The 20,274-nt window shown below is 72.3% G+C and carries 15 protein-coding genes; 10 read left to right on the top strand and 5 right to left on the bottom strand.

From position 1 onward, the window contains the following. Positions 1-16: 16 nt before the first annotated feature. Positions 17-490 carry an HD domain-containing protein gene (locus ACIBSV_RS32145; RefSeq protein WP_395869294.1) on the top strand — a complete coding sequence of 158 codons (474 nt, stop codon included), beginning with the start codon at positions 17-19 and terminating at the stop codon, positions 488-490. Between the two features lie 87 nt (positions 491-577). On the opposite strand, the gene ACIBSV_RS32140 is transcribed toward ACIBSV_RS32145, so the two are convergent. Then, complete coding sequence (locus tag ACIBSV_RS32140) at positions 578-3,046, bottom strand: DNA topoisomerase (ATP-hydrolyzing) subunit A (RefSeq protein ID WP_395869292.1); 2,469 nt, start codon at positions 3,044-3,046, stop codon at positions 578-580. Between the two features lie 250 nt (positions 3,047-3,296). Here ACIBSV_RS32140 and ACIBSV_RS32135 point away from each other — a divergent pair, with 250 nt between their 5' ends. The 4 genes from ACIBSV_RS32135 to ACIBSV_RS32120 all read left to right on the top strand — a co-directional run bounded on the left by ACIBSV_RS32135 (position 3,297) and on the right by ACIBSV_RS32120 (position 8,897). Next, a complete protein-coding gene (locus ACIBSV_RS32135; protein WP_395869290.1) occupies positions 3,297-3,542 on the top strand; it encodes a DUF2630 family protein in 246 nt (81 codons plus the stop codon). 128 nt (positions 3,543-3,670) lie between these two features. After that, positions 3,671-4,990 (top strand): M16 family metallopeptidase, encoded by a 1,320-nt coding sequence (locus ACIBSV_RS32130; RefSeq protein ID WP_395869288.1) that lies wholly within the window; start codon positions 3,671-3,673, stop codon positions 4,988-4,990. Further along, entirely contained in the window at positions 4,987-6,351 is a 1,365-nt protein-coding gene (locus tag ACIBSV_RS32125; RefSeq protein WP_395869286.1) for a M16 family metallopeptidase, read from the top strand. The genes ACIBSV_RS32130 and ACIBSV_RS32125 overlap by 4 nt, the downstream gene beginning before the upstream one ends. Before the next feature lie 77 nt (positions 6,352-6,428). Then, positions 6,429-8,897 carry an HAD-IC family P-type ATPase gene (locus tag ACIBSV_RS32120; protein ID WP_395869284.1) on the top strand — a complete coding sequence of 823 codons (2,469 nt, stop codon included), beginning with the start codon at positions 6,429-6,431 and terminating at the stop codon, positions 8,895-8,897. A gap of 68 nt (positions 8,898-8,965) precedes the next feature. Here ACIBSV_RS32120 and ACIBSV_RS32115 read toward each other — a convergent pair whose 3' ends face one another. Next, positions 8,966-9,385 (bottom strand): hypothetical protein, encoded by a 420-nt coding sequence (locus tag ACIBSV_RS32115; RefSeq protein ID WP_395869282.1) that lies wholly within the window; start codon positions 9,383-9,385, stop codon positions 8,966-8,968. 176 nt (positions 9,386-9,561) lie between these two features. On the opposite strand from ACIBSV_RS32115, the gene ACIBSV_RS32110 reads away from it, so the two are divergent. Next, positions 9,562-10,248, top strand: coding sequence for a hypothetical protein (locus tag ACIBSV_RS32110; RefSeq protein WP_395869280.1), 687 nt, complete (start codon positions 9,562-9,564; stop codon positions 10,246-10,248). Positions 10,249-10,292: 44 nt separating this feature from the next. Here ACIBSV_RS32110 and ACIBSV_RS32105 read toward each other — a convergent pair whose 3' ends face one another. Further along, positions 10,293-12,017, bottom strand: coding sequence for an AMP-binding protein (locus ACIBSV_RS32105; protein WP_395869278.1), 1,725 nt, complete (start codon positions 12,015-12,017; stop codon positions 10,293-10,295). Positions 12,018-12,227: 210 nt separating this feature from the next. Between ACIBSV_RS32105 and ACIBSV_RS32100 the strand changes: the two genes are divergently transcribed. Next, positions 12,228-13,523 carry a four-carbon acid sugar kinase family protein gene (locus tag ACIBSV_RS32100; protein WP_395869276.1) on the top strand — a complete coding sequence of 432 codons (1,296 nt, stop codon included), beginning with the start codon at positions 12,228-12,230 and terminating at the stop codon, positions 13,521-13,523. A 79-nt stretch (positions 13,524-13,602) separates the two neighbouring features. Here ACIBSV_RS32100 and ACIBSV_RS32095 read toward each other — a convergent pair whose 3' ends face one another. Next, positions 13,603-14,613, bottom strand: a complete 1,011-nt coding sequence (locus ACIBSV_RS32095) for a pseudouridine-5'-phosphate glycosidase (RefSeq protein WP_395869274.1) — start codon at positions 14,611-14,613, stop codon at positions 13,603-13,605. A gap of 30 nt (positions 14,614-14,643) precedes the next feature. Beyond that, a complete protein-coding gene (locus ACIBSV_RS32090; RefSeq protein ID WP_395869272.1) occupies positions 14,644-14,982 on the bottom strand; it encodes a VOC family protein in 339 nt (112 codons plus the stop codon). A 123-nt stretch (positions 14,983-15,105) separates the two neighbouring features. On the opposite strand from ACIBSV_RS32090, the gene ACIBSV_RS32085 reads away from it, so the two are divergent. From ACIBSV_RS32085 to ACIBSV_RS32075, 3 genes are all read left to right on the top strand, one after another. Continuing rightward, positions 15,106-17,838 (top strand): GNAT family N-acetyltransferase, encoded by a 2,733-nt coding sequence (locus tag ACIBSV_RS32085; RefSeq protein WP_395869270.1) that lies wholly within the window; start codon positions 15,106-15,108, stop codon positions 17,836-17,838. Positions 17,839-18,433: 595 nt separating this feature from the next. Next, complete coding sequence (locus ACIBSV_RS32080) at positions 18,434-19,021, top strand: DUF5998 family protein (RefSeq protein ID WP_161365428.1); 588 nt, start codon at positions 18,434-18,436, stop codon at positions 19,019-19,021. Further along, complete coding sequence (locus ACIBSV_RS32075; RefSeq protein ID WP_395869268.1) at positions 19,018-20,184, top strand: alkaline phosphatase family protein; 1,167 nt, start codon at positions 19,018-19,020, stop codon at positions 20,182-20,184. The genes ACIBSV_RS32080 and ACIBSV_RS32075 overlap by 4 nt, the downstream gene beginning before the upstream one ends. Positions 20,185-20,274: the final 90 nt, after the last annotated feature.

Here is a 20,274-nt window from a genome sequence, read left to right as displayed (position 1 = left end):
ACGATGGGAGGCGGCCATGCCCCAGGGACGGCCCGACGGGAGAGCGGCGATAGCCGGCTTCACGTTGGACGACGCGGTGGCGCTCGCCAGGGCCGCGCACGACGGTCAGTTGGACAAGGGTGGTCACCCGTACATCACGCACCCGCTGCGGGTGATGCGGCAGGTCGAGGGCACGTACACGCAGATGGCGGCGGTCCTGCACGACGTGATCGAGGACACACCGGTGGGTGCGGACGATCTGCGCGCCGCCGGTGTGCCGGAGCGGGTGGTGGCCGCGGTGATCGCGCTGTCCAAGCTGCCCGGCGAACCGCTGGAGGTCAGCATCGAGCGCGCGGCGGCGGACCCGATCGCGCTCGTGGTCAAGCGGGCGGACATCGCGGACAACCGCTCCGAGGCCCGACTCGGGCAACTCGACGCGGCGACGCAGGTGCGGTTGCGGCACAAGTACACGCGCTCGATCGAGCTCCTGGAGGAGTTCGCCGCGCGCTGACGAACGAGGCCGGCTCGGCCGGCGATCGAACGGGACGAGACCCCCGCGGCGAGGGACGCCGCGGGGGTCTCGGTGTGCGGGGCCGGCTCAGACGGTGCCCGGAGGGCCGCCGACCACCTCGACATGCTTGACCAGTGGCGTGCCGGAGCCGTCCCGGCGCGGATCCGGGGCGGGCAGTTCGACCGGCGCTCCCTTCGCGTCCGAGCCGCGGATCGGTGCCCGGCCCGCCCAGGCCAGGCGCAGCGTGGTCTCGCCCTTGAGGAAGCGCTGGCAGCGCACCCCGCCGGTGGCTCGACCCTTGCGCGGATACTCGGCGAACGGGGTGACCTTGCAGGTGCCGTACTCCGAGCCGAACAGCGCGTCCCCGCTGTAGGCGGCGACCGTGACCACCATCGCGTCGGCGCCCGGATCCACCGCGGTGAACGAGAGCACGGACTGTCCGGTGCCGAGCTTGATCCCGGCCATGCCGCCCGCCGGGCGGCCCTGCGGGCGCACCATCGAGGCCTGGAAACGCAACAACTGGGCGTCGTCGGTGATGAAGACCAGGTCCTCCTCGCCGGTGCGCAACTCGACCGCGCCGACGATGGCGTCGCCCTCGCGCAGCGTGATCACCTCCAGGTCGTCCTTGTTCGCCGGATAGTCCGGCACGACCCGCTTGACCACCCCCTGCGCGGTGCCGAGCGCGAGCCCGGGGGAGTCGGCGGACAGGGTGGTCAGGCACACCAGTCGCTCGTTCGACTCCAGCGAGACGAACTCGGACAGCGGTGCGCCGCCGGCCAGGTTCGGCGCGGTCGCGGTCTCCGGCAGCGAGGGCAGGTCGACCACGTTGATCCGAAGCAGCCGGCCGGTGCTGGTGACCGCGCCGACCTCGCCGCGCACGGTGGCCGCGACCGAGGACACCACCAGATCGTGTTTGGATCTGGCCCCCTCGGGCGGCAGCGGGCCGCCGGTGGAGGTGCGGGCGAGCAGGCCGGTCGAGGACAGCAGCACGGTGCACGGCGCGTCGGTGACCTGGAGCGGAACGGCCGCGGCGGGCACGTCCGCCGATTCGAGCAGGACCGTGCGGCGCGGCGTGCCGTACTTCTTGGACACCGCGGCCAATTCGTCCGAGACCACCTTCCGGAGCAGCTTGTCGTCCTCCAGGATGGTGGTCAGTTCGGCGATCTCGGCGCGCAAGCGCTCCTGCTCGGCCTCCAGTTCGATCCGGTCGAACCGGGTGAGCCGGCGCAGCGGGGTGTCCAGGATGTAGGACGCCTGGATGTCGGAGAGCGAGAACGTCTCCATCAGACGTTCCTTGGCCTGCGCCGAGTTGTCGCTCGAGCGGATCAGCTCGATCACGCGGTCGATGTCGATCAGCGCGACGAGCAGGCCGTCGACCAGGTGCAGGCGCTCCTGGCGCTTGCGGCGCCGGAACTCGCTGCGCCGGCGGACCACCTCGAAGCGGTGGTCCACGTAGACCTGGAGCAGTTCCTTCAGGCCCAGCGTGAGCGGCTGGCCGTCGACCAGCGCGACGTTGTTGATGCCGAAGGTCTCCTCCATCGGCGTCAGCTTGTAGAGCTGCTGGAGGATCGCCTCGGGGTTGAACCCGTTCTTGATCTCGATGACCAGACGCAGGCCGTGCGAGCGGTCGGTGAGGTCCTTCAGGTCCGCGATGCCCTGGACCTTCTTGGCCTGCACCAACTCCTTGATCTTGGCGATCACCCGCTCCGGGCCGACGTTGTACGGCAACTCGGTGACCACGATGCCCTTGCGGCGCGCGGTGACCGACTCGACCGTCGCGGTGGCGCGGATCTTGAAGGTGCCGCGGCCCTTCTCGTACGCGTCGCGGACCCCGCCCAGGCCCACGATCCGACCGCCGGTGGGCAGGTCGGGGCCGGGGACGTGGCGCATCAGGTCGTCGAGTGTGGCGGTGGGGTGTCGGATCAGGTGACGCGCGGCGGCGACCACCTCGACCAGGTTGTGCGGCGGCATGTTGGTCGCCATGCCGACCGCGATCCCGGACGCCCCGTTGACGAGCAGGTTCGGGAACGCGGCGGGCAGGACGCCCGGTTCCTGTTCCTGGCCGTCGTAGTTGGGGCCGAAGTCGACGACGTCCTCGTCGATCGAGTCGACCATCAGCATCGCGGCCGAGGACAGCCGGGACTCGGTGTATCGCATCGCGGCGGGCGGGTCGTCGCCGCCGAGCGAGCCGAAGTTCCCGTGGCCGTCGATCAGCGGCAGGCGCATCGAGAACGGCTGCGCCATGCGCACCAGGGTGTCGTAGATGGGGCCGTCACCGTGCGGGTGCAGCTTGCCCATCACCTCGCCCACGACGCGGGCGCACTTGACGTACCCCCGGTCCGGGCGCAGGCCCATCTCGGCGGCTTGGTACAGGATGCGGCGATGCACGGGCTTGAGCCCGTCGCGGGCGTCCGGCAGTGCCCGCGAGTAGATGACCGAGTAGGCGTACTCCAGGAAGGAGCCCTGCATCTCGTCGACGACATCGATGTCGAGGATGCGTTCCTCGAAGTCGTCCGGTGGCTGCGGACCGGAAGTTTTCGTACTACGGCGGGCCATGCGCGGCGTTGCTCCTTTGCTTCTTCGGGCCGGCGCCGGGCCGTGTCTCCCGTGTCCGCCCGAGGGCGGCGCGGCCGGGGACGGCCCGCACGGCGTGCCCATTGTGACGCGCCGGTGCGACATGTGAGTGCATCGACCCGGGTGACAGCGTGCTTGAGGGCCGTGCGAGGAGGGAAGGACAGCCTCTTGGCCCACGGTTGTGCCGCACTCTCCGGCCGCCGTCCGAGCAGGAAGAACGAAGGGTTTCCCGATGGACGACAAGCAGATCCGCGAACGCATCACCGACATGGTCGAGCAGGAGCGTGCCCTGCGGGACCAACTTGCGCAAGGCGTGATCTCGTCCGGTGAGGAGCATGCCCGGTTGGCCGAGGTGGAGGCCGAACTCGACCAGTGCTGGGACCTGCTGAGGCAGCGTCAGGCATTGCGGGACGCCGGCGGGGACCCGGCGACGGCCGCGGCGCGGCCGGCGCGCGAGGTGGAGGGCTATCAGCAGTAGTCGTCCGCGGGCGGGCTTCGCCGATCGCGAACAGCCCGAAAGCGGGAGTCGAACGGGCACCGCGCGTCGTTAGGGTGAGGGTGGCCGCCGGCGCGGCGGTCACTCTCCAGGAGAGGACGGTTGGGCATATGGCAGGACCGGCGACTGCATCGTTGGGGTTCACCGCGACCACGCACACCCTCGGCAACGGGCTCCGCGTGGTGCTCTCGGAGGACCACGTCGACCCCGTGGCCGCCGTCTGCCTCTGGTACGACGTGGGCTCACGGCATGAACGGCCCGGGCGGACCGGCCTCGCGCACCTCTTCGAGCACCTGATGTTCCAGGGTTCGGCCAACGTGCACGGCAACGAGCACTTCGAGTTCGTGCAGTCAGCGGGCGGTTCGCTCAACGGCACCACCAGCTTCGAGCGCACGAACTACTACGAGACCATGCCCGCGCACCAGTTGGAACTCGCGCTGTGGCTGGAGGCGGACCGCATGGGCGGGCTGCTGAAGGCGCTGACCGAGGAGAGCTTGGACAACCAGCGCGACGTGGTCAAGAACGAGCGCCGGCAGCGCTACGACAACGTGCCCTACGGCACCGCGTGGGAGCGGCTGGTGGCGATGGCCTTCCCCGAGGGCCACCCGTACCACCACATGCCGATCGGCTCGATGGCCGACCTGGACGCCACCTCGCTCGCGGACTGCCAGGCGTTCTTCCGGACCTACTACGCGCCCAACAACGCGGTGCTCGCGATCGTCGGCGACGTGGATCCCGAGCAGACGCTGGCCTGGGTGGAGAAGTACTTCGGCACCATCCCCGCGCATGACGGCAAGCCGGTGCCCGCGGACGGCACGCTGCCGCCGGTCCTGGGCGCCGAGGTGCGCGAGACGGTGCACGAGGAGGTGCCCTCGCCGGCCCTGATGGCCGCCTACCGGATGCCGGCCGACGGCACCCGGGGCGCGGACGCGGCGGACATCGCGCTGACCGTGCTCGGCGAGGGGGAGAGTTCGCGGCTGAACACCCGGCTGGTGCGGCACGACGAGCTGGCGATCTACGCCGGGGTGGGCCTGATGCGCCTGTCCGGCACCGCGTCGGTGGCGATGTTGGACGTCAAGGCGTCCGGGTCGGGCGCGGTCGGGGCGATCGACGCGGCGCTGGCCGAGGAGTTCGCGCGGTTCGCGGCCGAGGGTCCGACCCCGGCCGAACTCGAACGTGCGCAGGCCCAGTTGGAGCGGGCCTACCTGGACACGATGGCCACGGCCGGCGGCCGGGCGGACGAACTGTGCCGCTACGCGACGTTGTTCGGCGACGCGAACCTGGCGTTCACCGCGCTGGACCGGCTGCTGGACATCACGGCCGAGGAGGTGCGGGCGGTCGCCGCCGAGCGCCTGGTGCCGGACAACCGTGCGGTGCTCGTGTACGAACCGACCGACGACGCGGACGAGAACGAGGAGCAGGTCGCGTGACCCAGACCGGCGAGATGGTGTTCCACCCGCGCCCCGGCGCGGGCCCGGCCCGCGAGTGGACCTTCCCCGCGCCCGAGCGCTCGGTGCTGGGCAACGGCCTCGCGGTGCTGCGCGTGGACCGACCCGGCCAGAAGGTGGTGGCGGTCGAGCTGGTGCTCGACTCGCCGCTGGCCGCCGAGCCGACCGAGCGCGAGGGCGTCGCGACCATCATGGCGCGCGCGCTCACCGAGGGCACCGACAAGATGGGCGCCGAGGAGTTCGCCGCCGAGTTGGAGCGCTGCGGCGCGACGATCGACACCGACGCCGATCATCCGGGCGTGCGGGTCGCGCTGGATGTGCCGGCCTCGCGCCTGGAGCGGGCGCTGGGGTTGCTCGCGGACGCGGTCCGGGCGCCGGCGTTCCCGGCGGACGAGGTGGACCGGCTGGTGCGCCAGCGGCTGGACGAGATCGTGCACGAGCTGGCCAGTCCGCCCCGGCGGGCGGCGCTCGCGCTGAGCGCGACGCTGTTCGACCCCTCGGTGCGACTGTCCCGGCCGCGCGCCGGCACCTCGGAGAGCGTCGCGCGGGTGGACCGCACGGCCGTGTGGGACTTCTTCACGGCGCACGTGCGTCCGCAGACCGCCACCCTGGTCGTGGTCGGCGACTTCGAGGGCGTGGACGTCACCGGTGTGCTGGAGCGCACGATCGGCACCTGGCACGCGGAGCCGGCCGAGCCCTCGCGACCGGCCCCCGTGCTCGCCGACGACCACGCCCGGGTGCTGATCGTGCACCGGCCGGGCAGCGTGCAGACGCAACTGCTGGTCGGGCGCACCGGACCGGGCCGCGAGGACGCCTCGTGGCCGGCCCTGACCATCGGTACGTACTGCCTGGGCGGCACGCTCACCTCGCGCCTGGACCGGGTGCTGCGCGAGGAGAAGGGCTACACCTACGGCGTGCGCGCGGGCAACCAGTCGTTGCCGGTGGGCTCGCTGCTGGCGATCCACGGCTCGGTGGAGACCGACGTCACCGGGCCGGCCGTCGCGGACCTGGTCACCGTGCTGCGCACGCTGGCCGCCGAGGGCCTGGAGGACGTCGAGCGGGACGCGGCGGTGCAGAGCATCGTGGGCGTCGCGCCGCTGAAGTACGTGACGCCGCGCGCGGTGTGCGACTCGCTCGCGGACATGGCCGCCGAGCGGCTCCCGGACGACTACCTGCCGGAGCTCTACCTGCGGCTGGCCGACGTGGCCACCAAGGACGCCGCCGCGTCGGCGTCCGCCGCGTTCGACCCCGAGCACCTCGTGGTGGTCCTGGTGGGCGACGCGGACAAGATCCGCGAGCCGCTGGAAGCACTCGAAATCGGACCGGTCACGGTCGTCGAATAGGCGCGTGCGGCGGTGGGCGGATCCCAACGGGCGGCCCACCGCCAACCGCGATCTCCCGGGGCACTTAACGTAGACCCATGACTCAGCCGTTGCCGGGCGCCGGGCCCGGAGAGACGACAGCCATTCCGCCGGTCGACGGACCCGACGGGAAACAAGGCGATGCCCCCGTGCCGCTCGGCGTCGGACTGACCGCCGCGGACGTCGCGGAACGGGTCGCCAGGGGCGACGTCAACGACGTTCCCGTGCGCTCCAGTCGCTCGACGTCCGAGATCGTCAAGGCGAACGTCTTCACCCGGTTCAACGCCGTCATCGGCGTGTTGTGGCTGATCATCCTGTCCGTCGGGTCGGTCAAGGACGGCCTGTTCGGTTTCGTGATCATCGCCAACACCGGAATCGGGATCATCCAGGAGATGCGCGCCAAGCGCACCCTGGACCGGCTCGCGGTGATCGGCGAGTCCAAGCCGGTGGTGCGCCGGGACGGGCGGGCCGTCGCGCTGTCCCCCTCGGACCTCGTGCTCGACGACGTGATCGAGCTGGGCGCGGGCGACAAGGCAGCGGTGGACGGCGTGGTCGTCGAGGCCGACAACCTCGAGATCGACGAGTCGCTGCTCACCGGCGAGGCCGACCCGGTGATCAAGCGCCCGGGCGACCCGGTGATGTCCGGCAGCTTCGTGGTGGCCGGCAACGGCGCGTTCACCGCGACCCGGGTGGGTCGCGAGGCGTACGCCGCGCAGCTCATGGAGGAGGCCAGCAAGTTCACGCTGGTGGCCTCGGAACTGCGCAACGGGATCAGCACGATCCTCAAGTACGTCACCTGGATCCTGTTCCCGGCCTCGATCGCGCTGATCATCAGCCAGTACCGGCTGGAGGACACCACCTGGCGCGAGGCCGTCACCCGGATGATCGCGGGCATCGTGCCGATGGTCCCCGAGGGCCTGGTGCTGCTCACCTCGCTGGCGTTCGCCGTCGGTGTGGTGCGTCTGGGTCGCAAGCAGTGCCTGGTCCAGGAGTTGCCCGCGATCGAGGGTCTGGCCCGGGTCGACGTGGTCTGCCTGGACAAGACCGGCACGCTCACCGAGGGCGGCATGAACGTCGCCGAGGTGCGCGAGCTGGCCGAGGGCCTGCCGGTGCGCTCCGCGCTCGGCGCGCTCGGCACCACCGAGCCGCGCCCGAACGCGAGCCTGGCCGCGATCATCGACGAGTGCCCGGCCGAGCACGGCTGGACCTCGGTGGAGAGCGTGCCGTTCTCGTCCGCGCGCAAGTACAGCGGCGCGACGTTCGAGGTGGCCGGTGCCCGCGCCACGTGGTTGATCGGCGCCCCCGAGGTGCTGGTGACCACGCAGGCACACGGCGAACTGCTCGCCGACGCCGAACGGCTGGGCGGACAGGGCCTGCGGGTGTTGATGCTGGTCCGCACCGACGCCCCGCTCGCGGACACCGTGGACGCCCTCGTCGGCGGCCCGGACGGCGCCGACGTGACGCCCGCCGCGCTGGTGGTGCTGGAGCAGCGGTTGCGGCACGACGCCGGCGCGACGTTGGACTACTTCGCCGATCAGGGCGTGGCGGCCAAGGTGATCTCCGGCGACAACGCGATCTCGGTCGGCGCGGTGGCCGCCAAGCTCGGCATCAAGGGCGCCGAACACCCGGTGGACGCGCGCACGCTGCCCACCGATCAGAACGAGCTGGCGGACGTGCTGGAGGCCAACACGGTCTTCGGCCGGGTCACCCCGCAGCAGAAGCGGGACATGGTCGCCGCCCTCCAGTCGCGCGGGCACAACGTGGCGATGACCGGCGACGGCGTCAACGACGTACTCGCGCTCAAGGACGCCGACATCGGTGTGTCGATGGGCTCGGGCAGCGAGGCCACCAAGGGCGTCGCGCAGATCGTGCTGCTGGACAACAGCTTCGCGACGCTGCCGTCGGTGGTCGGCGAGGGCCGCCGGGTGATCGGCAACATCGAGCGGGTCTCCAACCTGTTCCTGACCAAGACCGCCTACTCGGTGCTGCTGGCCATCCTGGTCGTGATCGCCAACGTGCCCTACCCGTTCCTGCCCCGGCACCTGACCCTGCTGGCCTGGTTCACCATCGGTACCCCGGCGTTCTTCCTGGCCCTGGCGCCGAACAAGGAACGCGCCCGTCCCGGCTTCGTCAAGCGGGTGCTGCGCTACTCGGGCCCCTCCGGGGTGATCGCCGGCACGGCGACCTTCACCGCGTACCTGCTGGCCCGCTCGTACTACGGCGCGACGGACGCCACCCGTACGGCCGAGACGTCGATCGCGACGCTGACGCTGTTCCTGGTCGGCCTGTGGGTGCTCGCGATCATCGCCCGTCCGTACACGTGGTGGCGGATAGCGCTGGTGCTGGTGATGGGTGCCGGGTTCGCCACGGTGATCTCGGTGCCATGGCTCCAGGACTTCTTCGAACTCAAGCTGGTCGGTACGCGGATGCCGTGGACCGCGGTCGGCCTCGCGGTGGCCGCCGGAGTGCTTCTGGAGATCGTCGCGTACTGGAACAAGCGCCGCCTGGCGAGCGAGGTGGCCGCGTAGGCGCATCGGGTGCGGGTCGGGCATCGGCCCGGCCCGCACCCGATGCGGACCGCCCCGCCACCGCGTTCCTAGGACAGGCCCCGGCGGTCCCTGCCCCGCTCGGCGAGGGCCAGGGCCACGCCGAGCACGGCCGAGCCCCCGGCCAGGCCCGCGATGAAGGCCCGCCGTCCGCGCGGCAGCCTCCCGCGGTACGCGCAGGTGATGAGCGTGTCGCCGAGGTCGGCGGCGGAGCCCGCCAGCGCCCAGGCGCGGATCGGTTCGCCGCGGCCCGCCGCGAACATCGCGCCGGCGCCGAGCGCGAGGTCGCGTCCGCCGAGCGCGCGGGCGAAGACCAGCGCGCCGGTGCGCTCCGCGTCGTCGCCGATCCACGGTCGGGACACCCGCACCGGGTCGAGCAGCGCGACCACGCCCAGCGCGGCCCGGGCCCCGCCCCAACCGAACGTCGCGGTGCGTACGAGCCCGTCGGATTCACTCGGCGTAGTCGTCACGGTCGTCACCGTATCGCTCCCGCGGCACTTCAGCGGTCATCCATTTCGTGCATTAGCCTCGCTCTGCCGCACACACGCATCGGCGACATCGAGCGATCCGCGCCGTCGTGACGTTCCGTCACGTATCCACGGGGGTGGAGGAGGCGCCGGTCGCCCCACGGGGATGGAGAACCACGTTGTACCTGCGTAAGCCTGCCGTACCGGGCCTGTTGATCGCCGCATCCGTCATCACGCTGTCCAGCGGATGCGGTCTGGTCGACAAGGTCAAGGGCGACGACGACAAGAAGAAGGACCCGGCCACGGCCGCGCCCCAGGCGGGCGGCGGCTCGACCGGCGGCGCGAGCGGCGCGCCGGCCACGCAGCCCGGCGGGGGCAAGGGCACCGCGCCCGCAACCGCGCCGGCGACCGGCAAGCCCGGCGGCACCGTCGATGTCGGCGCCAAGGACTTCTGCAACCTGCTCACGCCCGCCGAGCTCAAGGGTGTGCTGGGCAGCGAGGTTCCGCGCACCAAGAACGACCCCACGCTGCATAGCTGCCGCTACTACGGCCCGGGCGACTCGTCGCTGCTGACCGTGCAGTACTTCACCCAGAGCAGCAGGCTCTCCGGCACGGCGGAGAGCGTGGCGGCCAAGAACGACGCGTCCAAGTACGGGAAGCCGATCACCGATCTCGGCGCGTTCCCGACGCTGTACGTGGCCGGGGACGGCGCCTATCCGGCGCCCTCGGTGCCCGAGGTCTACTTCGTCAAGCCGCGCGGCACCGACCTGATGGTCGAGGCGCACGTGTCCCTCGCGCCCGCGGCGAAGGGCCTCCCGCGTACGCAGCACATCGCGATCGCCAAGATCGTCGCCGACAAGATCTGAGCGCGTTCCGGGGCCGGGCCTGTGGCGGCCCGGCCCCGGTCCGGTCAGCCCTTGAGCTCCGGGAAGTCCTCCTCGAACCACTCCAGCGCGCCCCGTCCGGCCAAGTCGCCCTCGTGCAACTCGCGCTCGCGACCCCGCAGTTCGACCCGGCGGATCTTGCCCGAGATGGTCTTGGGCAACTCCGCGAACTCGATCCGGCGGATCCGCTTGTACGGCGAGAGCACCTCGCGCGCGTGCCGCAGCACGGACAGCGCGGTCTCACGGGTGGGCTCGTGCCCGGCGGCGAGCACCACGTACGCCTTCGGCACCGCGAGCCGCACCGGATCCGGCGAGGGCACCACCGCGGCCTCGGCCACCGCGTCGTGCTCGATCAGCACACTCTCCAGCTCGAACGGCGAGATGCGGTAGTCGGACGCCTTGAACACGTCGTCGGAGCGGCCCACATAGGTGATGTAGCCGTCCGCGTCCCGGGTGCCGACGTCGCCCGTGTGGTAGAAACCGTCGCGCATCGACTCGGCCGTGCGCTCCGGGTCGTCGAGGTAACCGGTCATCAGACCCAGCGGGCGTGCCGCGAGTTCGAGGCAGATCTCGCCCTCGGCGCCCTCGCCGGTGACCACCTCGCCGGAGATCGGGTCGAGCAGGGCGACGGTGTACCCGGGCAGCGGCCGGCCCATCGAGCCCGGCCGGACCTGCTGTCCGGGCGCGTTGCCGATCTGCGCGGTGGTCTCGGTCTGGCCGAAGCCGTCCCGGATGGTCAATCCCCAGGCGGTCCGCACCTGTTCGATGACCTCCGGGTTGAGCGGCTCGCCCGCGCCGATCACCTCGCGCAGCGCGGTGCGCCACGCGCCGAGGTCCTCCTGGACCAGCATCCGCCACACGGTCGGCGGCGCGCAGAACGAGGTCGCCCCACAACGCACCATCGTGTCCAGCAACGGGCGTGCGGCGAATCGCTCCTGACGCACGATCAGGATCGTGGCACCGGCATTCCAGGGAGCGAAGAAATTGCTCCAGGCGTGCTTGGCCCAGCCGGGCGAGGAGATGTTCAGGTGCACGTCGCCCGGCCGCAGGCCCAGCCAGTACATCGTGGACAGGTGCCCGATCGGATAGCTCGCCTGGGTGTGGCCCACCAGCTTGGGCTGCGCGGTGGTGCCGGAGGTGAAGTACAGCAGCAGCGGGTCGGTCGCGGCGGTCGGCCCGTCCGGCACGAACGCCTCGTCCGCGCCCTGTGAGTCGTGCGCGTCGGCGAACGCGAGCCAGCCGGGGCTCGGTTCGCCCACCGCGATCCGGGTCCAGTCGCCGGGCACCTCGGCGAAGCCCGGGGTCACCGCCGACTCGGCGATCACGTGCGCGACGTCGCCGCGGGTGACCCGGTCGGTCAGATCGGCGGGCGCGAGCATCGTGGTGGCCGGGATGATCACCGCGCCGAGCTTCATCGCGGCCAGCATCGCCTCCCACAACTCGACCCGGTTGCCCAGTACCAGCAACACCCGGTCGCCGCGCCGCACCCCGCGCGCCCGCAACCACGACGCGACCCGGTCGGAGCGCCGGGCCAGTTCGTCGAAGGAGACCTTGGTGTCGGTGCCGTCCTCGGCCACGATCCACAGCGCGGTGGCGTCGTTTCCGCGCGCGTTCGGGTCGAACCAGTCGAGCGCCCAGTTGAATTCGGTCGGCTCGGGTCGCGGGAAGTCCCGGCACGCGGTGGGCTGGTCCTCGCGGTGTTCGAGCAGGAAGTCGCGCGCTGCGCGAAACGCCTCGGTCGCACCCGTCATCGCCGAATTCCTCCGTCTGTCGTGCGGTGTCGCCTTACCGCAGCACCGCTGCATCGGTGCAGGAACGCACCCTCGCATCACCCGTTCGAGCGGTCAACGACCGGCTCCGGGCTCCTCACGTTGACCGTCGCGGCGCCGGGCCGCAAGACTCCGAGAGGCTACGGAAACAAGCGTACAAAGATGATCTTGATCCGACATTCGGGACCGTAATTGACAGACAGTACGGGGCGATCCGGCCCGCGCGTGCTCGTCCTCGCCGACGACCTCACGGGCGCCAATGCCACCGCGGTGCGCTTCGCCCGGCGGGGGATGCGCACGCTGGTCACCGGCGGTCCACCTCGGGCGTGCGCCGGCGCGCCGGAGGTACTCGTGTTCGATCTGGCCACCCGGCACCTGCCCGGGGTGCAGGCCGCGCGGCGGGTGGTCGCGGGCGCGTCGGTGTTCCCGGACGCGCCGCTGGTGGGCAAGCGCATGGACGGCACACTGCGCGGCAATCCCGGCGCGGAGACCGGCGCGCTGCTGCACGTGCTCGACGCCCGTCCCGGGCCGCCGGTGCGCGCGTTGGTGGTGCCGGCCCGTCCCGATGCCGGCCGGCCCGTCGAGGCCGGTGTCGCGCACGCGCACGGCGTCCCGATCGCGGACGGCGAAGTCGCCCGCGACGGGTTCGGCCCGGTGACGTCCGCGGCCGTGATCGAGGCGTTCGACACGATCGATCGGGCGATCGCGCACGTCCCGCTCGACGTCGTGCGCGGCGACCCGCCCGGCCTGGTCCGGGCCCTGTGCGATCCGGCCGCCCGGGTGCTGGTCTGCGACGCGGTCACCGACGCCGATGTGGAGACGCTCGCACTGGCGGCGGCGACCGGCGCGCTCGCGGGGGAGTCGCGCTGGCTGCCGGTGGATCCCGGGCCGTTCGGCGCGGCGCTGGCGAGCGCGCTGGGCACGGTGCCCACCGGTCGACCCGTGCTCGGCGTCGCGGGCAGCCTCAGCCCGCTCGGCCGCGAGCAGATCGCCTGGACCCGGCGCCGACTGGGCGCGCGGTGGCTGGAGGTGGGCGACGCGCCCGATCCGGTCCGGGTCGCGGCCGACCTGGTGGCGCTGGCCCGCACCGGCACACCCCTGGCCGGGATCCGCACCCTGGTCCCGGACCGGGCCGATCCGGTGGTCTCCGCCCGGCTTCCGGTGCTGCTCGGCGAGGCGGTCGGGCGCGCGCTGGCCGCCGCGCCGTTCGCGGGGGTGTACGCGACGGGCGGGGACATCGCGGGCGCGGTGTGCATCGCGCTGGGCGCGGACGGGCTCGCGGTGGAGACCGAGGTGCAACCGCTGGTGCCGGCCGGGCGACTGGTTGGAGGGCCGTACGACGGGCTGCCGTTCGCCGCGAAGGGCGGCTCGGCGGGGGACCCGCACGCGGCGGTGGCCTGCGTGTTGCACCTGCGGATGAGCTCCACCGTCCGTACGGCCCGGCCGGCGGCGGTCACGACGTCGCAGATCGACGCCGGACGGTGGTAGGAGCACGCTCCCGCGACGGGCGCCCCACCCGGCCGGCATCGGCCCGGAGTCGGCGGTGCCGGCGCCCCGATCGGGCCGCTCAGGCGATGGTCAGGGCCTGCGCGATGCGGGCGGCCAGGTCGGCGTTGTTGAGGATGAGGGCGATGTTGGCGTTCAGGCTCGCGCCGCCGGTCTCGCGGTGGAAGACGTCCAGGAGGAACGGGGTGACCGCCTTGCCGCGGATCCCGCTGTCGGCCAGCGCGGTCAGCGCCCGACGCAACACCCGATCGTGCAGGTCCGGGTCCACCTGATCGGCCCGCGGCACCGGATTCGCCACCACGAGGGCGTTCCGCCCCAGGCCGAGCGCCTCGTGCGCGCGCACGACGTCGGCCACCTCGTCCGCGGTGTCCACCCGCCACTCCAGCCGGTGGCCGGAGTCGGCCAGGTAGAACCCCGGGAACGCGTGCGTACCGAAACCCATCACCGGCACGTTGAGCGACTCCAGCCGCTCCAGCGTCGCGCCCACGTCCAGGATCGACTTGACCCCCGAGCACACCACGGTGAGCCCGCAGCGGGTCAGCGCGATCAGATCCGCCGACTCGTCCCAGCTCTCCCGCGCCTCGCGATGCACCCCGCCCAGGCCGCCGGTGGCGAACACCCGGATGCCCGCCTGATGCGCCAGGTGCGCGGTCGCGCCCACGGTGGTCGCGGCGTGCCCGCCCCGGGCGGCGACCAGGGCCAGGTCGCGCATCCCGGCCTTGAGCACGTCCCGGGACATGGCGACGAACTCGAGCGTCTCGGCGTCCAACCCGATCGACGGTCGGCCGTGCACGAGCGCGATCGTCGCCGGGACCGCGCCCGCGGCCCGGACCCGTCCCTCGATCTCGCGGGCGATCCGCAGGTTGTCCGGGCGCGGCAGCCCGTGCGCGATGATCGTGCTCTCCAGGGCGACCACGGGTCGGCCGGCGGCGAGCGCGTCCGCGACCTCCGGCAGGATCCGCAAGCCGTTCACCGGTAGGACGCTACCGGGCGCGAGCGGCAGCGGCGGGGCATACGCGCCGGGACGCGTGGGTTCGGCCTCGCCCCGGCGCTCGGACACTCCGATGATCATGGCTATCCGCCGTCCCGTCGCGACCCGTGGTCAGCGTCGCGGTTGGTACAACACGGCGGCCCATCCGTCGGGCCCGGTCACCTGAACCCGCACCTCGTGCGGTCCCTCGACCGACTCGCCCACGGTGAACCCGCCCTCGCGCAGCGGCGCCAGGGCCGCCTCCAGGTCGGCCACCTTGACCATGACCGAGGCCGACTCGCCCTCGCGGTCGGTGCCGGCCAGCGCCAGTCGGCCGCCGTTCACGTCGAACTGCGCCCAGCGTTCGCCGTCGACGAAGGTCGGTTCCGCGCCGAGCACCGCGGTCATGAACCGCACCGCCGCGGCCATGTCGGCGACGGGGAAAGCGGCGGACAGGCCCTGAGCGGACATGGGTTACCTCCTGCGGCGAGACCGGGCACGGTATCTGATGGTCTATCAGGCGCGCCGGACACTCACCGAGTCGGGGCGGCTCGAATCCGCCGGCGACGCGTCGCAGGGGCTAGCCTCGCAAACGTGGAGCCCACCGACACCGCAGGTCCGTCGCCGAAGCCGCCCGAGCACTGGGAGGCCGACGTCGTGCTGCGCGACGGCGCCACCGCCCACGTGCGTCCCGTCGGTCCGGACGACGCCGGTCGCCTCGTCGACTTCTACGCGCGCGTCTCCGCCGAGTCGAAGTACCTGCGCTTCTTCACGCCCTACCCCCGGCTGTCCGACCGCGACGTGCGGCATTTCACCACGCACGACTGGGTCGACCGGGTCGGCCTGGGCCTGTTCGTCGGCGACGAGATGGTCGCGATCGTGCGCTACGACCGGATCGGCCCGGACGGACGCGCGGTGCGCACCGGCCCGCAGGGCCGCTCCTCCACCGCCGAGGTGGCCTTCCTGGTCCAGGACGACCAGCAGGGCCGGGGCGTGGCGTCGGTCCTGCTCGAACACATCGCCGCGGTCGCCCGCGAGCGCGGCATCCGACGCTTCGTGGCCGACGTGCTGCCCTCCAACCGTCGCATGGTCACGGTGTTCACCGAGGCCGGCTACACGCAGCAGTCCGCGTTCGAGGACGGCGTGGTCCGGCTCACCCTGGAACTCGCGCCCACCGAGACCTCGCTCGGGGTCATGCTCGGGCGTGAACACCGCGCCGAGGCACGCTCGATCGCCCGACTGCTCACCCCGCGCTCGGTCGCGGTGATCGGCGCCAGCCGGCGCGAGGGCACGGTCGGCAACACGCTCCTGGCCAACCTGCGCTCGGGCGAGTTCACCGGCGAGGTGTACGCGGTCAACCCGAAGGCGGGCAGCGAGCCGATCGACGGCGTGCCGACCTACGCCTCGGTGCTGGACATCCCCGGGGGAGTGGACCTGGCGCTGGTGGCGGTCCCGGCGGACGCGGTGCAGCAGGTGGTCGAACAGTGCGGGCGCAAGGGGGTGCACGGTCTGGTCGTGGTGTCCTCCGGTTTCGCCGAGACCGGTCCCGAGGGCCGCGAACGGCAGCGGCGCCTGGTCCGCGCCGCGCGCCGGCGTGGGATGCGGGTGATCGGACCCAACTGCCTCGGCGTGCTGAACACCGACCCGGACCTGCGGGTCAACGCGAGCCTGTCGCCACGGATGCCGCGCCGCGGCCGGGTGGGCATGTTCGCCCAGTCGGGCGCACTGGGCATCGCGATCCTGGAGTCCACCGTGGGCCGCGGGATCGGGCTCTCCACCTTCGTGTCGGCGGGCAACCGCGCCGACGTCTCCGGCAACGACCTGTTGCAGTACTGGGAGGACGACCCGGCCACCGACGTGGTGCTCCTGCACCTGGAATCGATCGGCAACCCGCGCAAGTTCACCCGGCTCGCCCGCCGGGTCTCCCGGGCCAAGCCGGTGGTCGCGGTCAAGTCCGGGCGGCACAGCCAGGGCGTCCCGCTCGGGCACGTCACCCGCGCGTTGACACTGCCCGACTCGGCGGTCGACGCGCTGTTCCGCCAGGCGGGCGTGATCCGGGTGCCCACCGTCGCCGAACTGTTCGACGTGGGCCAACTGCTCGCCTACCAACCGTTGCCCGCCGGCGACCGGATCGCGATCATCGGCAACTCCGACTCGCTGGGCCTGCTCACCCAGGACGCGTGCGCGAGCGCGGGCCTGCGGCCCCGGCGCCCGGTCGACCTGACCACCTCCGCGACCGCCGACGACTTCCGCGACGCGCTCGCCGACGCGCTGGCCTGCGCCGAGACGGACGCGGTGATCACCGTGTTCATCCCGCCGCTGACCACCTCCGGCGACGAGGTGGCGAGCGTGATCGCGGAGATGGCCGGGCACGCGGCACAGATCGGCAAGCCGCTGCTGACCACCTACCTCGCGCACGAGGGGCTGCCCACACAACTGCGCCGGCTGGACGCGGACGGTGTGCCCGCGCTCGGCTCGGTGCCCTCCTATCCGGCCCCGGAGAACGCGGTCCGCGCGCTCGCCGAGGTGGTGCGCTACGCCGCGTGGCGCCGGCGACCCACCGGATCGGTGCCCGAACACCCCGAGGTACGCACCGATCAGGCCCGCGCGCTGGTCCGCGCCCGACTCGGCGCCGCGGACGCGGTGGGCCTGTCCCCGGCGGACGCCGCCGACCTGCTGGCCTGCTACGGCGTCGAACTGCTGCCCGCGGTGCGGGTGGACAGCGAGGACGCGGCGGTCCGCGCGGCGACCGAACTGGGCTACCCGGTCGCGCTCAAGACCATCGCCGAACACCTGCGGCACCGCGTGGACGTGGACGGGGTACGTCTGGACATCGGCGCGGAGGCGGGACTGCGCCGGGTGTTCCGGGAGATGACCACCCGCCTGGGCGGCCCGGACCAGGCCCGGCTGGTGGTGCAGCCGATGGCGCCGCACGGGATCGCCACCGTGCTCGGGCTCACCTACGACGAGTCGTTCGGCGCGGTGTTGTCCTTCGGACTGGCCGGCCCGGCCACCGAGCTGCTGGGCGACGCGGCCTACCGACTGGTGCCCGCCACCGATCAGGACGTGGCGGATCTGGTCCGCGAGGTGCGGGCGGCGCCGATGTTGTTCGGCTACCGGGGCGCGCGCCCGGTGGACGTGCCGGCCCTGGAGGACGTGCTGTCGCGGCTGTCCCGATTGGCCGACGACCTGCCCCAGGTCACGTCCATCGAACTGAACCCGGTGATCGTGGCGGCGGAGGGCGCGCACGTGCTCGGCGCGCAGATCCGACTGTCCCGCCCGCCGGCCCGCACCGACCTCGGCCCCAGGTCGCTGTCCCGACCGTAGCCGGCGCCGTGGCACGTCGAGCGGCGCGCCGATCCCGGCTGATCCCGGCTGATCCCGGCGGAAGCCGTCCGGAGATGCGGAACCGCCGCCGTACTCACATGCCACCCCGAGCTGTGGCACCTACGTACGGCGGCGGCTCCAGGCCGGATCCGCTCCGCGGCATGCCCCTCCGCGCCTGCCCTCCACATGGCCGCGCAATTCATGCCGTTCGACGCTGTCCGGACCAGGCCGCCCCGCGCCGGTCGTTTCCCCGAGTGTCCCCGGCGGTGAGGCGGTGTCACTCGCTCCCTCCCTCGAGGACGCGAGTGTCGCGAGAGTTCCGTCGGTGCCACCGTGTCGACGGCGCGTCCCTGTTGCCCCGCCGGTCCTCTCAGGAGACGAGTCAACCCCGCCGGGGCCTCCACCGGGAGGGCGCACGGAAGGCGCACGGTGGCGATCCGTAGATGTCGCACCAACAGTGCGCATCCACCTCACCCGTTCGGTCCTGTCATTACATCGACAAACCGTCACCATTTGGCAACGGCAGGTGCGCAACCCCACCTTCGAACGGGGCGGATGGCGCACGTGTGCCCTTGGAGGTGCCAGGATGGGGGGTATGGCTAAGACCACCACCTCGACCCAGGGGCTGCGCACGGCCATCGAGCGCAGCGGTTACTACCCGAGCCTCGTTGCCGACGCGGTCGAGTCCACGATCGGCACCGAGCCGGTCGACGCTTTCCTGGTGCACCAGGAGACCACGTTCGATTCCAATGAGGTCCGCCGCCACATCACCGTTCTGGTGCTCACGCCAGGCCGTTTCCTGGTCAGCCACACCGACGAACACGCACCCGACGACACGTCGCCCACTCCCTACGCGACGACGTCCACCGAGACCGTTCGGATCGACCGCCTCGAGTCGGTCGTGGTCAGTCGCGTCGTGGGCAACCCCGCCGAATACGTTCCGGGAGCCCCGCCCCGCGAGGCCGTGCTCACCATCGGGTGGGGCGCGGTCGGCCGGATCGACCTCGAACCGGCCGGGTGTGCCGACCCGAACTGTGAGGTCGACCACGGCTACACCGGCTCGTTGACCGCCGACGACCTCTCGCTGCGGGTCAGCGAGGCCGCCGACGGTCCGGAAGCGGTGGAGCGCACCCTCACGTTCGCCCGCGCGCTGTCCGAGGCAGTGGCCGGCATCAACCAGTGAGTGCCTCCGTCTGGCTCGACGAACAACCCCCGGTCCCGTTGCCTCGCTACGGGACCGGGGCGTTGTCCGACCTGATGCCCTCGATAGCCGCCTCCCTCGGCATGCGCGGAGAGGAGAACACGCTCGGCCTCGCGCCCGCGCGCGCCGCGTGCGTGTTCCTGATCGACGGCCTGGGCTGGGACCTGCTGCGCGAGCATCCGGTCGAGGCGCCGTACCTGCACTCGCTCCTGGAGACGTCGTTCGCGGGCAGCGGCCGGCCCCTGACGGCCGGCTTCCCGGCGACCACCGCGACCAGCCTCGCGTCGTTCGGCACCGGGCTCACCCCGGGCGTACACGGCCTGGTCGGCTACTCGGTGGCGGTGCCCGGCGAGAACCGGCTGATGAACCAACTGCGGTGGGTCGACGACATCCGTCCGCGGGACTGGCAGCCGTACCCGAGCCTGCTCGAGCGGGCCGCCGCCGCCGGGATCACCGTCGCGCAGGTCAACGACGGCATGTTCGAACACACGCCGCTGACCAGGGCGGTGCTGGGCGGCGGTCGCTACATCGGCGCCGAATTCGGCGCGCCCAGGGTCAAGGGCGTGCACAAACAACTCGCCCAACCGGGGCCTGTGCTGGTGTACACCTACGCGAGCGAACTCGACCGCTGCGGCCACGGTATGGGCGTCGACTCGCCCGAATGGCGCGCCGAGCTGCGCCGGATCGACGGCGTCGCGCGGGCGATGGCCGAGGGGCTGCCCGCCGACTCGGTCCTGTACGTGACCGCCGACCACGGCATGGTCGACGTGGCGCCCGAGCAGCGGATCGACGTGGACACCGACCCCGCCCTGTCCGCCGGCGTCGCCCTTTTGGGCGGCGAGTCCCGCGCGCGGCACGTCTACACGCGCCCGGGTGCGACCAGGGACGTGCACGCGATCTGGGACGACATGCTCGGCGACCAGATGTGGGTGGTCACCGGGGAGGAGGCGATCGAGTCCGGCTGGTTCGGCCCGGTCGTCGAGGACCGGGTCCGTGCCCGCGTCGGTGACATCGTCGCGGCGGCCTTCGGCGACATCGCGGTGGTCGCCTCCCGCCGCGAACCGGGCGAATCCCGCCTCACCGGCGTGCACGGCTCGATGACGTCGGCGGAGCAACTGGTGCCGCTGCTGGAGGCGCGCGGCTAGGCCCAATACCGGTGTTTTAGGTCTTTCTGCGGCGGGTTGGGGTGGTGCGGGTCGGTCCGACGAGCGTGACGTCGGGTGGGTTCGGTGGGG

The organism is Embleya sp. NPDC050154, assembly GCF_044460165.1.
In the GTDB taxonomy this organism is placed as follows: Bacteria; Actinomycetota; Actinomycetes; order Streptomycetales; family Streptomycetaceae; genus Embleya.
This window is presented reverse-complemented; position numbering and strand designations above follow the sequence as displayed.

What these genes read in the sequence shown, in the direction of transcription:
- ACIBSV_RS32145 (WP_395869294.1), top strand. Translation starts at nt 17, where the DNA reads ATGCCCCAGGGACGGCCCGACGGGAGAGCGGCGATAGCCGGCTTCACG.
- ACIBSV_RS32140 (WP_395869292.1), bottom strand. Translation starts at nt 3,046, where the DNA reads ATGGCCCGCCGTAGTACGAAAACTTCCGGTCCGCAGCCACCGGACGAC.
- ACIBSV_RS32135 (WP_395869290.1), top strand. Translation starts at nt 3,297, where the DNA reads ATGGACGACAAGCAGATCCGCGAACGCATCACCGACATGGTCGAGCAG.
- ACIBSV_RS32130 (WP_395869288.1), top strand. Translation starts at nt 3,671, where the DNA reads ATGGCAGGACCGGCGACTGCATCGTTGGGGTTCACCGCGACCACGCAC.
- ACIBSV_RS32120 (WP_395869284.1), top strand. Translation starts at nt 6,429, where the DNA reads ATGACTCAGCCGTTGCCGGGCGCCGGGCCCGGAGAGACGACAGCCATT.
- ACIBSV_RS32105 (WP_395869278.1), bottom strand. Translation starts at nt 12,017, where the DNA reads ATGACGGGTGCGACCGAGGCGTTTCGCGCAGCGCGCGACTTCCTGCTC.
- ACIBSV_RS32095 (WP_395869274.1), bottom strand. Translation starts at nt 14,613, where the DNA reads ATGATCATCGGAGTGTCCGAGCGCCGGGGCGAGGCCGAACCCACGCGT.
- ACIBSV_RS32090 (WP_395869272.1), bottom strand. Translation starts at nt 14,982, where the DNA reads ATGTCCGCTCAGGGCCTGTCCGCCGCTTTCCCCGTCGCCGACATGGCC.
- ACIBSV_RS32080 (WP_161365428.1), top strand. Translation starts at nt 18,434, where the DNA reads ATGGCTAAGACCACCACCTCGACCCAGGGGCTGCGCACGGCCATCGAG.